This window comes from Pseudomonas sp. PS01297 (genome assembly GCF_029959305.1).
Taxonomy (GTDB): Bacteria; Pseudomonadota; Gammaproteobacteria; order Pseudomonadales; family Pseudomonadaceae; genus Aquipseudomonas; species Aquipseudomonas helleri.
Window position 1 is genome coordinate 26,636 of the sequence record NZ_JASCPQ010000045.1, and the last position, 14,808, is coordinate 41,443.

Annotated in this window: 15 protein-coding genes; 7 read left to right on the forward strand and 8 right to left on the reverse strand. The window is 59.3% G+C overall.

What is annotated here, in order from left to right:
- Window positions 1–22 precede the first annotated feature (22 nt).
- Window positions 23–967 carry a glutaminase A gene (gene glsA, locus QMX84_RS14885; RefSeq protein WP_262126656.1) on the reverse strand — a complete coding sequence of 315 codons (945 nt, stop codon included), beginning with the start codon at window positions 965–967 and terminating at the stop codon, window positions 23–25.
- A 173-nt stretch (window positions 968–1,140) separates the two neighbouring features.
- On the opposite strand from glsA, the gene QMX84_RS14890 reads away from it, so the two are divergent.
- The gene (locus QMX84_RS14890) at window positions 1,141–2,538 is read left to right on the forward strand and encodes a glutamate decarboxylase (RefSeq protein WP_282364149.1); all 1,398 of its coding nucleotides are present in this window, start codon (window positions 1,141–1,143) and stop codon (window positions 2,536–2,538) included.
- Window positions 2,539–2,596: 58 nt separating this feature from the next.
- Here QMX84_RS14890 and QMX84_RS14895 read toward each other — a convergent pair whose 3' ends face one another.
- From QMX84_RS14895 to QMX84_RS14920, 6 genes are all read right to left on the reverse strand, one after another.
- The gene (locus QMX84_RS14895; RefSeq protein WP_262126655.1) at window positions 2,597–3,898 is read right to left on the reverse strand and encodes an NAD(P)/FAD-dependent oxidoreductase; all 1,302 of its coding nucleotides are present in this window, start codon (window positions 3,896–3,898) and stop codon (window positions 2,597–2,599) included.
- Between the two features lie 283 nt (window positions 3,899–4,181).
- A complete protein-coding gene (locus QMX84_RS14900) occupies window positions 4,182–4,811 on the reverse strand; it encodes a DUF1780 domain-containing protein (RefSeq protein WP_282364150.1) in 630 nt (209 codons plus the stop codon).
- A gap of 80 nt (window positions 4,812–4,891) precedes the next feature.
- Window positions 4,892–5,098, reverse strand: coding sequence for a DNA gyrase inhibitor YacG (yacG, locus tag QMX84_RS14905; RefSeq protein ID WP_048367331.1), 207 nt, complete (start codon window positions 5,096–5,098; stop codon window positions 4,892–4,894).
- Complete coding sequence (coaE, locus tag QMX84_RS14910) at window positions 5,095–5,718, reverse strand: dephospho-CoA kinase (protein WP_282364151.1); 624 nt, start codon at window positions 5,716–5,718, stop codon at window positions 5,095–5,097. The genes yacG and coaE overlap by 4 nt, the downstream gene beginning before the upstream one ends.
- Before the next feature lies 1 nt (window position 5,719).
- Window positions 5,720–6,586 (reverse strand): A24 family peptidase, encoded by an 867-nt coding sequence (locus tag QMX84_RS14915; protein ID WP_282364152.1) that lies wholly within the window; start codon window positions 6,584–6,586, stop codon window positions 5,720–5,722.
- Entirely contained in the window at window positions 6,583–7,800 is a 1,218-nt protein-coding gene (locus QMX84_RS14920; protein WP_282364153.1) for a type II secretion system F family protein, read from the reverse strand. Before QMX84_RS14920 ends, QMX84_RS14915 begins: the two co-directional genes overlap by 4 nt.
- Before the next feature lie 220 nt (window positions 7,801–8,020).
- On the opposite strand from QMX84_RS14920, the gene QMX84_RS14925 reads away from it, so the two are divergent.
- The 3 genes from QMX84_RS14925 (at window position 8,021) to QMX84_RS14935 (ending at window position 10,506) form a co-directional block, all read left to right on the forward strand.
- Window positions 8,021–8,431, forward strand: a complete 411-nt coding sequence (locus QMX84_RS14925) for a prepilin-type N-terminal cleavage/methylation domain-containing protein (RefSeq protein ID WP_241486629.1) — start codon at window positions 8,021–8,023, stop codon at window positions 8,429–8,431.
- 84 nt (window positions 8,432–8,515) lie between these two features.
- On the forward strand, window positions 8,516–10,012 hold the full coding sequence (locus QMX84_RS14930; protein ID WP_282364154.1) for a DNA-3-methyladenine glycosylase 2: 1,497 nt from the start codon (window positions 8,516–8,518) through the stop codon (window positions 10,010–10,012).
- Window positions 10,009–10,506, forward strand: a complete 498-nt coding sequence (locus QMX84_RS14935; RefSeq protein ID WP_282364155.1) for a methylated-DNA--[protein]-cysteine S-methyltransferase — start codon at window positions 10,009–10,011, stop codon at window positions 10,504–10,506. The genes QMX84_RS14930 and QMX84_RS14935 overlap by 4 nt, the downstream gene beginning before the upstream one ends.
- An 82-nt stretch (window positions 10,507–10,588) precedes the next feature.
- Here QMX84_RS14935 and nadC read toward each other — a convergent pair whose 3' ends face one another.
- On the reverse strand, window positions 10,589–11,437 hold the full coding sequence (gene nadC, locus QMX84_RS14940) for a carboxylating nicotinate-nucleotide diphosphorylase (RefSeq protein WP_048367315.1): 849 nt from the start codon (window positions 11,435–11,437) through the stop codon (window positions 10,589–10,591).
- Window positions 11,438–11,786: 349 nt separating this feature from the next.
- Between nadC and QMX84_RS14945 the strand changes: the two genes are divergently transcribed.
- From QMX84_RS14945 to ampE, 3 genes are all read left to right on the forward strand, one after another.
- The gene (locus QMX84_RS14945; RefSeq protein WP_282364156.1) at window positions 11,787–13,277 is read left to right on the forward strand and encodes a DUF1631 family protein; all 1,491 of its coding nucleotides are present in this window, start codon (window positions 11,787–11,789) and stop codon (window positions 13,275–13,277) included.
- Between the two features lie 81 nt (window positions 13,278–13,358).
- The gene (gene ampD / locus QMX84_RS14950) at window positions 13,359–13,922 is read left to right on the forward strand and encodes a 1,6-anhydro-N-acetylmuramyl-L-alanine amidase AmpD (protein WP_282364157.1); all 564 of its coding nucleotides are present in this window, start codon (window positions 13,359–13,361) and stop codon (window positions 13,920–13,922) included.
- Window positions 13,919–14,755, forward strand: a complete 837-nt coding sequence (ampE, locus tag QMX84_RS14955; protein WP_262126646.1) for a regulatory signaling modulator protein AmpE — start codon at window positions 13,919–13,921, stop codon at window positions 14,753–14,755. Before ampD ends, ampE begins: the two co-directional genes overlap by 4 nt.
- Window positions 14,756–14,808: the final 53 nt, after the last annotated feature.

Here is a 14,808-nt window from a genome sequence, read left to right on the forward strand (position 1 = left end):
GCGCCTCCCTTAATCTTCCTGATCAGTGCAGCAAGCTCAGGTTGAGCGTGCGGCTGAGATATTCAGCGGCCAATTGGCCGCGAACGCTGTTGCCTGCTACATCCAGTGGCGGGGCAAAGGCGGCGATGGCGCACACCCCGGGTACAACGGCCAGAATCCCGCCGCCAACACCGCTTTTGCCGGGTAAACCGACTTTGTAGTACCAGTCGCCCGTGGTGTCATAAAGGCCATTTAAGGTCATTTCGGACAGAATCGGCGCTACGTTTTTGGCCTCTACCACGCGTTTTCCGGTGAGCGGATTAACCCCGCCATTGGCCAGGGTCACGCCCATCGTGACCAGGTCCTGGCAGGTGATCGACACCGAACATTGGCGGGTATACACGGCGCAAACTTCCATCGGGTCTGCGTACATGTAGCCATAACTTTGCAGCAACCAGGCAATGCCGCGATTGTGCTGATTGCTGGCGGCTTCGGACTTGTACACCTCTTCGTTGACGCTTAACTCGCGCCCGGCAAAGGCGTTGTAAGTGGCCTGGATTTTCTCCCAGCGCACTTGCGGATTTTCGGCCTTGATCAAGCTGACGGTGGCCATGGCGCCGGCGTTGACAAACGGGTTGAGCGGTCGGCCTTTGTGCAATTCCAGCGCGACCACCGAGTTGAACGGCTCGCCGGTCGGGTCACAGCCAATCTTGCTGCGCAACGTTTGCGGGCTGAATTCGTCGAGCACATGGGCGAGGGTGAAGACTTTGGAGATCGACTCGATGGCGAACTCGTAATCGGTGTCTCCGACCTCGGCATGGGTGCCGTCGCAGAACATGATGCTGATGCCGAACAACTGCGAAGGGACAGACGCCAGATAGGGGATGTAGCTGGCGTTTTTACCGTGGTGATTGCTGGCGAAGCGTTTCAAGGCTTCCTCCAGGGCCTGTGTGACGGTGGCGTCGGCAGTCGTGACTTTTCGCTTCATTACGCTCGCTCCGTGAGTTCAGTACAGGAACGAAGACTATAGATCGGAAAAAAAGCGTTGATCGTAAATCGGACAGCAAACTCCAAATGCTTGGCTAAGCTGCATGGGTCGATGCTGAGCCGGTGGCAAGCGGTAGGTTCAGTTGTGTTGCTTATTACTCAAGGAGAGTTTTCATGGCACTGCACCGCGTCAAGCGTCACTCTGCGACTGACCCTATTTTTGGTTCATCGACTTTGGATCATGCCGCTGCGATCAAGCGCTTCCCGGAGTCGGAGCAGGTCGCAAGCGAGGTTTTCCAGCTGGTCCACGACGAGTTGTATCTGGACGGCAACTCCCGACAGAACCTCGCCACGTTCTGCCAAACCTGGGCAGAAGATGAAGTTCACCGGCTGATGGACCTGTCGATCGACAAAAACATGATCGACAAAGACGAGTACCCGCAATCGGCGGAGCTTGAGAGCCGTTGCATCCATATGCTGGCCGACTTGTGGCATTCCCCTGATGCGGCGAGCACCTTGGGCACCTCCACCGTGGGTTCCAGCGAAGCTTGCATGCTCGGCGGCCTGGCTGCGCTGTGGCGCTGGCGTGCTGCACGTAAAGCTGCTGGCAAATCGACGGCTAACCCGAACATGGTCTGCGGGCCGGTGCAGGTGTGCTGGCATAAATTCGCCCGTTATTGGGACGTAGAAATCCGCGAAGTGCCGATGTCCGAAGGCCACTGGTTCATGACCCCGGAAGACCTCGACGGCCGGGTCGATGAGAACACCATCGTGTTGGTGCCGACGTTCGGTCAAACCTTTACCGGCCTGTACGAGACGGTCCAGCCACTGTCAGACGCCCTCGACGAGCTGGAAAAACGCACCGGCCTGAGCGTTGATATTCACGTCGACGGCGCCAGCGGTGCATTCTTGGCCCCGTTCTGTGCACCTGAAGTGCTGTGGGATTTCCGTGTTGCACGGGTCAAATCCATCAGCACCTCAGGCCACAAATTCGGCCTGGCGCCATTGGGAGCAGGCTGGGTGGTCTGGCGCGATGCGCAAGACCTGCCAGAAGGGTTGATCTTCCACGTGAACTACCTGGGCGGCGACATGCCGACCTTCGCCCTGAACTTCTCTCGCCCGGCCGGGCAGATTATTTCCCAGTACTACAACTTCTTGCGTCTGGGGCGTGAGGGCTACGAGCGTATTCACTCGGAATGCTATGCAACGGCGCAGTACCTGGCACGTGAACTGGTCAAGATCGGGCCGTTTGAAATGCTCTTCAGTGGCGACCCCAAGCTCGGGATCCCGGCACTGACCTGGCGTTTGAAGCCGGGCGCTGACACCAATTACACCCTGTATGACCTGGCTGACCGTTTGCGTATTCGTGGCTGGCTGGTGCCCGCGTACAGCCTGCCGGCGAATGTTGAAGACGTCGTGGTGCAGCGGATTCTGGTCAGACAAGGCCTGTCGATCGACATGGCCAAGCTGCTGCTGGAAGACTTTGCGCGCAACGTGAAGTTTTTTGAAGACCACAAACCTCACGGCTTTAAAGGCCGTGAGGCGGAAGCGGGGAACCACGCAGGGCGTTGAAACCTGTGGTCGCTGTCCAGGCATGAGGCCGCGCCTCGTGCCTCGTCAGCGGCTACGGTTAATGCAGTTTCAGGCGCGGCTCAGTGCCGCGTCCGATTCTGCTGCCCAGCATCAGCATCAACGTACGGAACGTGCCATACAGCGCCATCTGGTGCATGCGGTACAGCGAAATGTAGAACATCCGCGCCAACCAGCCTTCCAGCATCACGGTGCCCATCAGGCTGCCCATCAAGTTACCCACCGCCGAAAAACTCGACAGCGAGATCAACGAGCCGTAATCGCGGTAGTGGTAGTCCGGTAATTGCGTTTTTCCTTCCAGGCGCAGCTTCAGCGATTTGGCCAGCAACGAAGCCTGCTGGTGAGCTGCTTGCGCGCGCGGTGGCACCATCTTGTCGGTGCCCGGTTGCGGGCAGGCTGCGCAATCACCAAAGGCGAAAATGTTCTCGTCGCGAGTGGTTTGCAGGGTCGGCAGCACTACCAATTGGTTGATGCGGTTGGTCTCAAGCCCCGCCAAATCCTTGAGAAAGCCCGGCGCACGAATACCGGCGGCCCAGACTTTCAGGCTCGCAGGAATCACTTGCCCATCGGCGGTCACCAAACTGTCCGCGGTCACTTCGCTGACGGCCGAGTTGGTCAGCACCTTGACCCCAAGTTTCTCCAGGGTTTTATGCACAGGCCCGCCAATGCGCTCAGGCAATGCAGGCAACACCCGTGGCCCGGCTTCGATCAGGGTGATGTGCATGTTTTCAGGTTTGATGCGGTCCAGGCCGTATGCCGCCAGTTCGTGCGCCGCGTTATGCAGTTCGGCGGCCAGTTCGACCCCGGTCGCACCGGCACCGACAATGGCCACGCTGATGGTTTCGACCGCATCTGTTTGTCCGGCATGGGCGCGCAGATAGTGGTTGAGCAATTGCTGATGGAAGCGCTCGGCCTGCTTGCGGGTATCCAGAAACAGACAGTGTTCAGCCGCGCCCTTGGTGCCGAAATCGTTGGTGGTACTGCCCACGGCAATCACCAGCGTGTCGTAGTTCAACTCGCGCGCAGGCACCAGCTCTTGCCCGTTTTCGTCGAGGGTCGCCGACAATGAGATCTTTTTCAGCTCACGGTCCAACCCGCTCATGCGCCCCAGCTGGAATTCGAAGTGATTCCATTTGGCTTGGGCTACATAGTTGAGTTCGTCTTCCGATGAGTTCAGCGAGCCGGCAGCGACTTCATGCAGCAGCGGTTTCCAGATATGGGTCAGGTTGGCATCCACCAGCGTGACGCTGGCTTTGCCGCGCTTGCCCAGGCTCTTGCCCAGGCGGGTCGCCAACTCCAGACCGCCAGCGCCGCCGCCGACGATAACAATACGATGGGTCATAGGTATCACTCACAAGGCTTAAAAAAATCGGTGCGCGGGTTATCCGGGCGAGCGCAAAGCAGCTCAAAGCGCGGGACAACCTGGAATTCGGTGTGCAACGGGTCATCTGGGTTATGGGACCAGGCATAAAGAGTGCCCCGTCAGATAGACGTTGCAGGGTGTGACAAAGCTACAGCATTAGCGCCATCAGGATCAAAGCCAGCATAACGGTTGCAGCTCAACGGCTCGACTCTCAGTTTGTCGTGTAGACGAACGAGGGTGTTTTCAATTAACCGCTTTGGGCTCACAAACTGATCCCGACATCGAAAATAATGCTACGGCCCAGATTGTTGCGCAGAAAATCTGGCGCATCCGGTTGGGCGAACAATACTCGGGCAAAGGTCGGCCCCACCAGTGAAAGCGAGCGCCAGCCCTGGCGCAAATACTCGGTGGGCGGCGGGAAATGACTGTTCAGGTCCAGCACCTCACGTTTGAGGCTGGAAAAAGCGACGATATCCAATTGGCCCAAGTCGATGTCGCGCTCTTGGTAGTTCTTGGCTTTTTTGTGCAGCGTGGGGGCCAGACGTTGCAGCAGCTTGCTGGCCGGGATCCGCTTGGGCCGTGCTTCGCGGCGCACCAGTTGGCTCAAGGAGTAAGCGCTGCGACGGCGCTGGAGTTCTTCGCGCCATTCATCGTTGAGACGGCGGCCTTCATCGAGCACAAAAAACACTTCAAAACGCGCCTCACCAAATAACACGTCGGGCGGTTCCTGGCTGGCTTGAGTGAAGTCCTCGGTGTGGTAGGCAATATTCAAGCCCTGAAGCAGCCGTTGGCATACCCAACGCTCACGCTCCCATTTGCGGGCATTGGATAAAAAAGCATTGGCTTGTTCGGCCTGACTCGTAAGCAGGCGCAAGTAATCAGAGTCGTCCATGCACGCAGCTTAGCCTTGAAACAGGTGTAACTGAAAGTGTGGGGGTGGAACGTTCAATTGCACCCCCACAGGCTTCACGATTAATGCAGACGTGTTGGCAAATCTTCTGAAAACAACTCGTCTTCAGCGTCCGGGGCTACCGGGATCTTGTGTTCTTCGCTGGCCCAGGCGCCCAGGTCGATGAGTTTGCAACGGTCCGAACAGAACGGCCGGAAGGCATTGGTGGTTGTCCATTGCACTGCGACGCCACACGTCGGGCAGTCTACGGTCATTGGGGGTTTGGTCATGGTTGGCCTCCATGCAGAGTTAAATAAAAGTGATGCAAGCGCTCAACTTCGGACTTGAGCGCCTTGAGGTCAGTGTCGTTGACCAGCACGTCATCAGCATGGCGCAGGCGCTCTTCGCGGCTGGCTTGGGCCTTGAGGATAGCCTGCACTTGCTCTTCGCTGGTGTTGTCGCGCAACAACGTGCGCTGAATTTGCAGGGCTTGCGGGGCGTCGATCACCAATACGCGTTGAGTGGTCTTGTGTTGCCCGGCCTCAATCAACAGCGGCGACACCAATATGGCGTAGGGCGATTGGGCCTGGGCCAGGTTTTGTGCGATCTCTTCACGCACCAGCGGGTGCAGCAGGGCTTCGAGCCACTGGCGCTCCTGCGGGTCGCTGAAGATCAGGCTGCGCAGCGCGCTGCGATTGAGCTGCCCATCGGCCTGCAGCACGTCATCGCCAAAGTGTTTAGCGATTTCGGCCAGTGCCGGGCGCCCGGGCTCGACCACCCAGCGCGCCGCATGATCGGCGTCCACTACGTGCACGCCCAACGAGGCAAAGTGCTCGGCGGCGGCACTTTTGCCGCTGCCGATACCGCCGGTGAGGCCGAGAATCCAGGGTTTGGAAGAGGGGGTATTCATTTCAAACCGAAATCTGCCAATAGAAGTCGGCCATTTGACCACCCCAGAGCAATGCAATCCAGCCAGCAATTGCCAGATACGGTGCAAACGGGATGGGCGTTGAGGTCTGCGCCCGGCGCAAAGCCAGCAGCACCAGCCCCACCATCGCGCCCAGCAGCGATGACAGCACAATCGTCAGCGGTAGAATCGCCATGCCGCCCCAGGCCCCGAACAGTGCCAGCAACTTGAAATCGCCATAGCCCATGCCGTCCTTGCCGGTGAGCAGCTTGAACAGCCAAAAAATCGACCACAGGCTCAGATACCCCAGCGCTGAGCCCCAAACGGCTTGGGTCAGGCTGGTAAAGATCTCGAAGGTGTTAAGCAGCAAACCCAGCCACAGCAGTGGCAACACCAGCACGTCCGGGACAATTTGATGGTTGAGATCGATCAGGCAAATACCCAGCAGGCCCCAGGTCAATAGCAGCATCCAACCAGCCTGCGGGCTCAGCCCGAAGTGCCATGCGACCACGCCCGACAACACTGCGCAGATCAGCTCAGTGAGGGGGTAACGCGGGCTGATGGCAGTTTTGCACTGCGAGCATTTGCCGCGCAGCACCAGGTAACTCAGCAGCGGAATGTTCTCCCGGACGCGCAAAGGGTGTTGGCAGTGCGGGCAATGCGAGCGTGGCAGCATCAAGTTATACACAGGGCCTTTGGCCGGGGCAGGCAGGCCAAGCAGTTCGCGGGCCTGCGCCTGCCAGTCCTGCTCCAGCATCTTGGGCAGCCGCCACGCCAGCACATTGATAAAGCTGCCCACCAGCAGGCCAAGCACCAGGGCGCAGGCGATAAAGGCGCCGGGAGACAGGGTGAAAACATCGATCGTGCTCAAATGACATGGCCCAGTTTGAAAATCGGTAAATACATGGCGATCACCAGCCCGCCCACCAAAACGCCGAGAACCGTCATGATCAGCGGCTCCATCAACGTTGTCAGGTTGTCGACCACACTGTCGACCTCGCTCTCATAATAGGTGGCGACGTGATTAAGCATGTCATCCAATGTGCCGGATTCTTCGCCAATTGCTGTCATCTGAATCGCCATGCCCGGAAACACGCCCGTCGCGCCCATGGCCACATGAATCTGGCTACCGGTTGCCACGTGCTGCTGGAGCCTGAGCACCGCCTCTTTGTACACGTGGTTGCCCGTTGCACCAGCGACGGCGCGCAACGCCTCGAGCAGCGGAACACCGGCCGCCAGGGTGGTGGCCAAGGTGCGGGCAAAGCGGGCGATGGCTGACAACCGCAGCAAGCTGCCGATGACCGGCAGTTTCAGCAGCCCTCGGTCAACCTGCTGGCGAAAGGCTTCAGAGCGTTTATAGCGATGGCCAAGCGCGAAAAAAATCAGGCAGCCACCGCCAAACAGCCACGCGCCGTGTTGCGTCAGCATTTCGGACAAAGCGATCACCGCCAGGGTGAAGGTGGGCAGTTGGGCATCAAAAGAACTGAACACGCCTTGAAACTGCGGTACCACCTTTATCAACAAAATGGCGCTGACCACCAGTGCCACCAGCACCACGGCGATGGGGTAGGTCATGGCCTTTTTGATTTTCTTTTTCAGGGCTTCGGTTTTTTCTTTGTAGGCCGCCACCCGTTGCAGCACGACATCCAGAGCACCGGCCTGCTCGCCTGCGTCGACAAGATTGCAAAACAGCGCATCGAACTGCGCCGGTTTTTTGCGCAGCGCCGTGGCCAGGCTGGTGCCCGCGCTGATGTCCTGCTTCAGCTCGCTGACCAATTGGCGCATGGTCATGTGCTCGAAGCCTTTGGCGATGATCTCAAGGGCCTGCAGCAGCGGGATGCCCGCTTTGATCAACGTGGCCAGTTGGCGGGTAAACAGAGAGATATCCAGCGCAGTGATCGATTTGCCCCTGCGCGGCTCGCGGTCACTATGACGGCGGATTTTACCTGCGGTAATACCTTGGCGGCGTAGCTGAACGCGGATCATGGCCAGGCTTTGGGCGCTGGTTTCGCCGCTCACAGGGGTGCCTTTGAGGTCCGTGCCTTCCCAGCGGTACACCCCGGTTTTAACTGGCTGTGTTGCCATGCTTCCATCCTTGAAGAGTGGCTCGCCCTGTTGGGCTGTGAGTCTGAAGGCTAGATGCGCCGGGCGCTGAGCGACTCACTGGAGCGTGTCCAAAGGTGTCTGCCATGCAGTGAGGGAGCATCCGCCAGCTAACCTTGATAGCCTGTGCGCACTTTTTTGCAGGCTTGGCACGGTTATGGCGTTTGGCCGCTGGGCCGCGTCCCACGTTTGGAGATTTTTTGTGAAACAACAACAACTCGGCATCACCCTGATCGAAATGATGATCGTGGTTGCGATCATCGGCTTGATCGCCTCGTTCGCGTTACCGGCTTACCACGAGCACACCATGAAGGCCCGCTTCGCCGAACTGAACACCATCAGCAACACGTACAAGACGGCAGTGGCCCTGTGCTACAGCGAGAGCAATGACTTGAGTGTTTGCGATGCCGGCAGCCATGGCATTCCTGGTCCGGCCGATCCGACGGACAACCTGGCGGCTGGCATGACCGTGATTGACGGCGTGATCACCATGACCGGCACCGAGGCAGCGGGTGGCTGGACCAGCGTCATGACCCCATCGCTGAGCAGCTCGGGCGGCACACTGGTGTGGAGCCAAAGCGGTACATGCCTGGAGAAGGGGGCGTGCAAGTAGCGGGTAATTCTGTGGGGGGCAGCCCAGACATTGACGTCCGAAAATGGCGAGAACCGCTAAAAACCCGGTGCTATTCTGCGGCTCATGAACACACAAGACAGCCTTCCCGCACCCAGCACCGCCGCCTGTGAAATCGCCCGCTTAAGCCGCGATGCGCGGTTTGACGGGGTGTTTTTTACCGCGGTTCTCAGCACGCGCATCTATTGCCGCCCGGTATGCCCGGCGCGGCCGCCCAAAGCCGAGAATGTGGTCTATTACCCCAGCGCTGCCGCCGCCCAGGCCCAAGGTTTTCGCCCGTGCTTGCGCTGTCGGCCAGAGCTGGCGCCGGGTAATCAGTTGTGGCTGCACGGCGAGCATTTGGTGGCGCGGGCGCTCAAGCTCATTAATGAAGGCTATCTGGCCGACCACTCGCTGGAGGCGCTGGCCGAGCGCATGCACATTGGCGCCCGGCAATTGCGCCGTTTGTTCGTCCAGCATTTAGGCGCGCCGCCGATGACGGTGCATGCCACCCAGCGGTTGCTGTTCGCCAAACAACTGCTGACCGAGACCGACCTGTCGATTACCGAAGTGGCCATGGCATCGGGTTTTCGTAGCCTGCGCCGTTTCAATGCCGCGTTTGCCGAAGCCAACCATGCCGAGCCAAGGGCGTTCAGGCGCAGCCCTAAACCCCGTGCAGACAAGGCTTTGGTGCTGCGTCTGGGCTTTCGTCCGCCGTACGATTTTCAAGCGTTGCTGGGCTTTTTGCAGACCCGGGCTTTGCCGGGCATCGAGCAGGTGGATGCACAGAGTTATCAGCGAGTAATGGGCGATCCGGCGGCGCCGGGCTGGCTGCGGGTCAGCGCCTGGCCCGGCGAACAGCATGCATTGCAACTGGAGCTACTGAATGTGCCGCCGAGCCAGATGCTCAGTGTGGTCACGCGAATTCGCCGCATGTTTGACCTCGACGCCGACCCGCTAGCCATCGCCCGAACCTTGAGTGCCAGCCCGCTGCTGGCGCCGGTCATCGAGCGTTACCCCGGCTTGCGTTTGCCGGGTGGTTGGGACGGTTTTGAGGTGGCGGTACGCGCCGTGTTGGGGCAGCAGGTCAGCGTGGCTGCGGCGCGCACACTCGCCAGTCGCATCGTGCAGCGCTACGGCATTGCGATTGAGCCGGTTGCTGGGGCGGATTTGAACCGGCTGTTCCCCGGCCCCGAGCAATTGGCGGACGCCGACATGGACCAAATGGGCATTACCCAGGCCCGCATCAATACCATTCAAGGCATTGCCCGCGCCTTGCTTGACGGGCGAGTCGATTTTGCCCTCGAACAACCGCTGCAGCACTTTATCAACCGCTGGGTGCAACTGCCGGGCATTGGCGAATGGACTGCGCATTACATCGCCATGCGCGTGCTTAAACACCCGGATGCGTTCCCGGCGGCGGACTTGATCCTGCGCCGCGAGGCCAATCCGCTGGGCGAGCCGGTGAGCACCAAAGCGTTGCAAACCCTGGCCGAAAGCTGGCGCCCATGGCGTGCTTACTCAGTGATGTATTTATGGCGTGCAGCCACCGATTCGGCTGCGGCGCGCAAGGAGCCAACATGACCCAAGTGTATTACGACCAAATGCCTTCACCGATTGGCCCGCTGTTTTTGGTGGCGGACGCTGAAGGCCTTCGCGAAGTCCGCTTTGAACTGGACCGCCGCCCGCACACGCCGCTGGACGGCTGGGAGCATGCGCCGCACAAACTGGCCGAAGTGCGCCGCCAGCTGGACGAGTATTTCGCGGGTGAACGCTTGACCTTCGAGCTGCCCCTCAAACCGCAGGGTACGGCGTTTCAACAGTCGGTGTGGCAAGCCTTGACCACCATTGCGTACGCCAAGACCACCAGCTACGGGCAGATTTCCCGGCAGATCCAGCGACCCAAAGCCTCACGGGCGGTGGGGGCTGCCAATGGGCGTAACCCGATTCCGATCATCATCCCGTGCCATCGGGTGATCGGCAGCAACGGCACCCTGACCGGTTTTGGCGGCGGGTTGGCGGCCAAGCAATGGTTGCTTGAGCATGAAGAACGCAGCCAAGGGTTCTCGCTGGCGTAATGACTGTAGGAGCGAGCTTGCCTCGCGATCTTTTAAACATTCAACAGATCGTGAGGCAAGCTCGCTCCACAGGTGAGGGTGGTTAGATGCTTAAACGCATCGACAGGTCCACCGCTTTGACATCTTTGGTCATGGCACCGATCGAGATGTAGTCCACGCCGGTTTCGGCAATCGGGCGCAAGGTGGCGTCGTTGATCCCGCCGCTGGCTTCAAGCTTGGCCTGGCCCGCGTTGATGCGTACGGCTTCGCGCATGTCATCCAGGCTCAGTTCGTCGAGCATGATGATGTCGGCACCCGCCGCCAGCGCTTCCTTGAGTTCGCTCAGGCTTTCGACTTCGATTTCCACCGGCTTGCCGGGCGCGATTTTGTGCGCGGCGTTAATGGCTTCGGCAATGCCGCCACAGGCCGCAATGTGGTTTTCCTTGATCAGGAAGGCGTCGTACAAGCCAATGCGGTGGTTATGGCAGCCGCCACAGGTCACTGCGTACTTTTGCGCCAGACGCAGGCCCGGCAAGGTTTTGCGGGTGTCGAGCAGCTTGACTTGAGTGTCAGCGACTTTGTCGGCCAACGACTGCGCGTGGGTCGCTACGCCCGACAACATTTGCAGAAAGTTCAGGGCGCTGCGTTCACCGCTGAGCAACGAGCGGGCAGGGCCTTCGAGGTGAAACAACACTTGGTTGGGGCTCACGCGCTCGCCGTCGACCACTTGCCAGTGCACGGCCACCCGCGGGTCAAGCTGGCGAAACACAGTGTCGACCCAAGCGGTGCCACTGATCACGGCTGCTTCGCGGGTAATGATCGTCGCTTTGGCCAGGCGTTCGGCGGGTATCAGTCGTGCAGTGATGTCGCCGCTGCCCAGGTCTTCGGCTAACGCACGACGCACGTTGGCTTCGATTTCGGCAGTGAGGTCGGCCAGATGTAAATTCGGCATAACGCGCTCCACAAACAAAGTGCGTCGATTATATGACTATGCCGCTGCGGAACCCAAGGCGCATGCAGCGCAGGAATAACACGCCTAACTGTGCGGCTTTTGGCAGTTTCAGGATTAATTTGCCCGCTCGCTCATTGAAATGCCGAGTGTGACTGGTACAAGCGAGTTCTTTTACCGATAATCCGCCTTCTATTTGGCGTCATAGCTTTGACGCACTAAGTGATGTTCTGATTTCGACCTGCCGGCGAGTGTGTAAACACTTGCCGGTAACTGTCTGTGAGCGTCAGGCGTGACCCATGAGTCACGTGCATTTCACGGGGCAGCGAAGAAACCATTACTGGAGGGCAGGATGCAAAATGACGGGAAAGTGGGGCCTGGCTACAGGACCTCTACGGAGTTGGCGATGCATTCGCCGCTTACCCGCCTGCCTGTGATCCTGTTGCAGGTGCATGACAAGGCCGCCCAGCAACTGAAATACGAGCTGCAAGTGCTGTTCGACAATGCCGACGAAACCCTGTTTGCAATGGCCGACAAGGCCCGCAGTGACGCCGAGCAAAGCCTGTATTTTGAAGCCATGCGCGACGTGCGGCTCAAGCGTAAAAACATCGAACGCGGCTTTCTTGAGCGACTGTTTTTCGCCTTCCTCAAATTGACCCAGCCAGATACCAGTGAAAGCGCCTTACAGGACCCTGTGCCGATACAGAGCGCCTTTTCATTGGTCATTATCGACAGCGAACGTGATCAAGCGATCAATGCGATGGTCACCCAAGTGCTGGCCCGGGATCAGCTCGACCTGTGCCACTTGACCACGCGCCTCAACACCTTGAGCTGGGTGACGCTCAATGAGCACACCAACCCGTTGGGGCCAGCGATGCTCTGCGAGTACTTCTTGCAGGCTGAGCGCGATCAGGGCGTTGATTTCAAGGTCAAACTGATCATGTTGCAACTCTTTGAAAAGTACCTGCTCAGCCAGACCTCACGCCTGTACGCCGATGCCAACCAGTTGCTGGTGGCCACGGGCGTGCTGCCCGAGATCTCGACCGGGATCGCCTGCTGTAGCTCAAGCAAGGCCGGGCACCAGCACGAATCGGTGGTGGCGGGCGAAGACGTGAATCAGTTGGTCGGCAAGCTGTTTGACTATATAAGCAGGGACCGCAACCTCGCGCCGCCGTTGAAAAAGCTCATGGGCCAGTTGCAAGAGCCCATGCTCAAGATCGCTCAACTCGATCCGCACTTCTTCAGCAGCGACAGCCATCCGGCCCGCAGCCTGTTGAACGTGATGGCCGATGCGGCGGTTGGCTGGGATGACAGCGTGGGCGTGCGCAACGAGCCGCTGTACCGCGAAATCGAACAGCTGTTGAAGCAACTGGCGCGTTGCCCCTGCGTTGACACGCCCGAGTTGCTGGAAGAGTTGCTGCATGACTTCTTGCGCTTTACTCACGCCGAACGCGGGCTGGTCGAGCAGCTTGAGCACCGCACCCGTGCCCGCGAGCAGTTACAGGCACGCAGGTTGCGCCCGTTGGAGGCTGGCCTGGCGTCGGCGCTGGATGAGCAGGATCACTTGGGTTTGCTGCTGGTCAGCCAGCTACGTATTGGCACCTGGATCGAGCTGCAAACCAACCCGACCTGCCGCCAGCGCTGCAAACTGATTGCGATTATGGAGCCCGAAGGTCGGCACATTTTTGTTAATCGCAGCGGTGTGAAAGTGGTGGAAAAGAGTCGCATCGACTTGATCGGCCAACTGCGCAGCGGGACGATTTCGTTACTGGATGACCGCCCGTTGTTCGACCGCGCCCTGGCATCAATGATTGGCAGCCTGGGGCAATACAGCGCTCATTGATCCACAGCAGGCAGATTGCTCCCCATCGCCGCGTTCATCGCGGCATACTGAGCCTTTCGTTAGCGTCGTTGAGGAGCCTGTATGCAGCTGGACCCCGCAAGCGGTTGGTGCAAAGGCGTGCGCCATTGCCCGTCACCCAACTTCAATGCGCGCCCTGAGAGCGAGATCTCCCTGCTGGTTATCCACAACATCAGCTTGCCGCCGGGTCAGTTCGGTACGGGGAAAGTGCAGGAATTTTTCCAGAATCAACTCGACTTCACTGAACATCCCTACTTTGAAGGCATCCAGAAGCTCACGGTCAGTGCGCATTTTCTGATTGAACGTGACGGCAAAATCACTCAGTTTGTCTCGTGTCTTGATCGCGCCTGGCACGCGGGTATTTCATGTTTCGACGGGCGTGAGGGCTGCAATGATTTTTCTTTGGGCATCGAGCTGGAAGGCACCGATGACCTGCCATTCACCGACGCGCAGTACGAGTCACTGCTAGCCTTGACCCGGCAATTGCAAGCCGCCTACCCGGCGATCACGGCGCAGCGCATATGCGGTCACAGTGACATCGCACCGGGGCGCAAAACGGACCCGGGCCCGGCTTTTGAATGGATGCGCTTTCGTGACGCGTTGCGCCACACAGGAGATAAGCAATGAGTTTTGTGGTGTTACTGCTGGCGATTCTGGTCGAGAAGTTCTCGGCGCTGCGCCAGCGTTTGCAGTGTGATAGCGGTTGGTTGCGCGAACTGCACAAACTGGAGGCCAGCCCCAAACTGGTGAGCAGGCCGTGGTGGGTGCTGGCCATTCTGATTCTGTTCCCGGTGCTGGTCCTGGGCCTGCTGTTGTGGGTGCTGGAGCCGGTGGCGTATGGCTTGCTGGTGTTGCCGGTGCACCTTTTGGTGCTGATTTACAGCCTGGGCCGGGGTGACCTGCTCGCGGGGCTGGGACCGGTTCGCGATGCCTGGCGGCGCGGAGATCTGCAAGCCAGTGCACATGTGGCCGAGCGCGACATTGGCGTGCGTGCAGACAGCGGCGAGCAGCTGCTTGAGAAAGTCCAGAGCCATTTGCTGTGGCAGGCGTATCAGAGCTTTTTTGCAGTGATTTTTTGGTACTTCCTGCTGGGCCCGGTGGCGGCCCTGAGCTATCGCTTGCTGGCGCTGGCGGGGGAGCACAGTAAAAATCCTGAGCTGGTTGAGCGTGCCCAGCAACTGCGGCATGCCTTTGACTGGTTGCCGGTGCGTTTGCTGGCGGCGAGTTTTGCGCTGGTGGGCAACTTTGCTGCGGTCACCCGGGTGATGTTGCACGAACTGCTGAGCTGGGACATCAGCGCAGAACAACTGATCAACAAAGCCGGGTGTGCCGCTGCTGAAATCCCGGCGCCGCAAGTCGGCCCGGAAGGCGTCGCCAGCCTCGACACGTTGTGGGCCTTGCTGCTGCGGGCGGCGGTGCTGTGGTACACCGGTTTTGCGGTGTGGACGTTGTTACTCTAAGCCAACCGCCTGTAGGAGCGAGCTTGCCTCGCGATCTTTTGCTGGTTTAAAAG

Coding starts and splice junctions, on each gene's coding strand:
- QMX84_RS14935 (WP_282364155.1), top strand. CDS start 10,009: ATGACCCAAGTGTATTACGACCAAATGCCTTCACCGATTGGCCCGCTG.
- glsA (WP_262126656.1), bottom strand. CDS start 967: ATGAAGCGAAAAGTCACGACTGCCGACGCCACCGTCACACAGGCCCTG.
- QMX84_RS14900 (WP_282364150.1), bottom strand. CDS start 4,811: ATGGACGACTCTGATTACTTGCGCCTGCTTACGAGTCAGGCCGAACAA.
- nadC (WP_048367315.1), bottom strand. CDS start 11,437: ATGCCGAATTTACATCTGGCCGACCTCACTGCCGAAATCGAAGCCAAC.
- coaE (WP_282364151.1), bottom strand. CDS start 5,718: ATGAATACCCCCTCTTCCAAACCCTGGATTCTCGGCCTCACCGGCGGT.
- QMX84_RS14890 (WP_282364149.1), top strand. CDS start 1,141: ATGGCACTGCACCGCGTCAAGCGTCACTCTGCGACTGACCCTATTTTT.
- QMX84_RS14930 (WP_282364154.1), top strand. CDS start 8,516: ATGAACACACAAGACAGCCTTCCCGCACCCAGCACCGCCGCCTGTGAA.
- QMX84_RS14945 (WP_282364156.1), top strand. CDS start 11,787: ATGCAAAATGACGGGAAAGTGGGGCCTGGCTACAGGACCTCTACGGAG.
- ampE (WP_262126646.1), top strand. CDS start 13,919: ATGAGTTTTGTGGTGTTACTGCTGGCGATTCTGGTCGAGAAGTTCTCG.
- QMX84_RS14895 (WP_262126655.1), bottom strand. CDS start 3,898: ATGACCCATCGTATTGTTATCGTCGGCGGCGGCGCTGGCGGTCTGGAG.
- ampD (WP_282364157.1), top strand. CDS start 13,359: ATGCAGCTGGACCCCGCAAGCGGTTGGTGCAAAGGCGTGCGCCATTGC.
- yacG (WP_048367331.1), bottom strand. CDS start 5,098: ATGACCAAACCCCCAATGACCGTAGACTGCCCGACGTGTGGCGTCGCA.
- QMX84_RS14920 (WP_282364153.1), bottom strand. CDS start 7,800: ATGGCAACACAGCCAGTTAAAACCGGGGTGTACCGCTGGGAAGGCACG.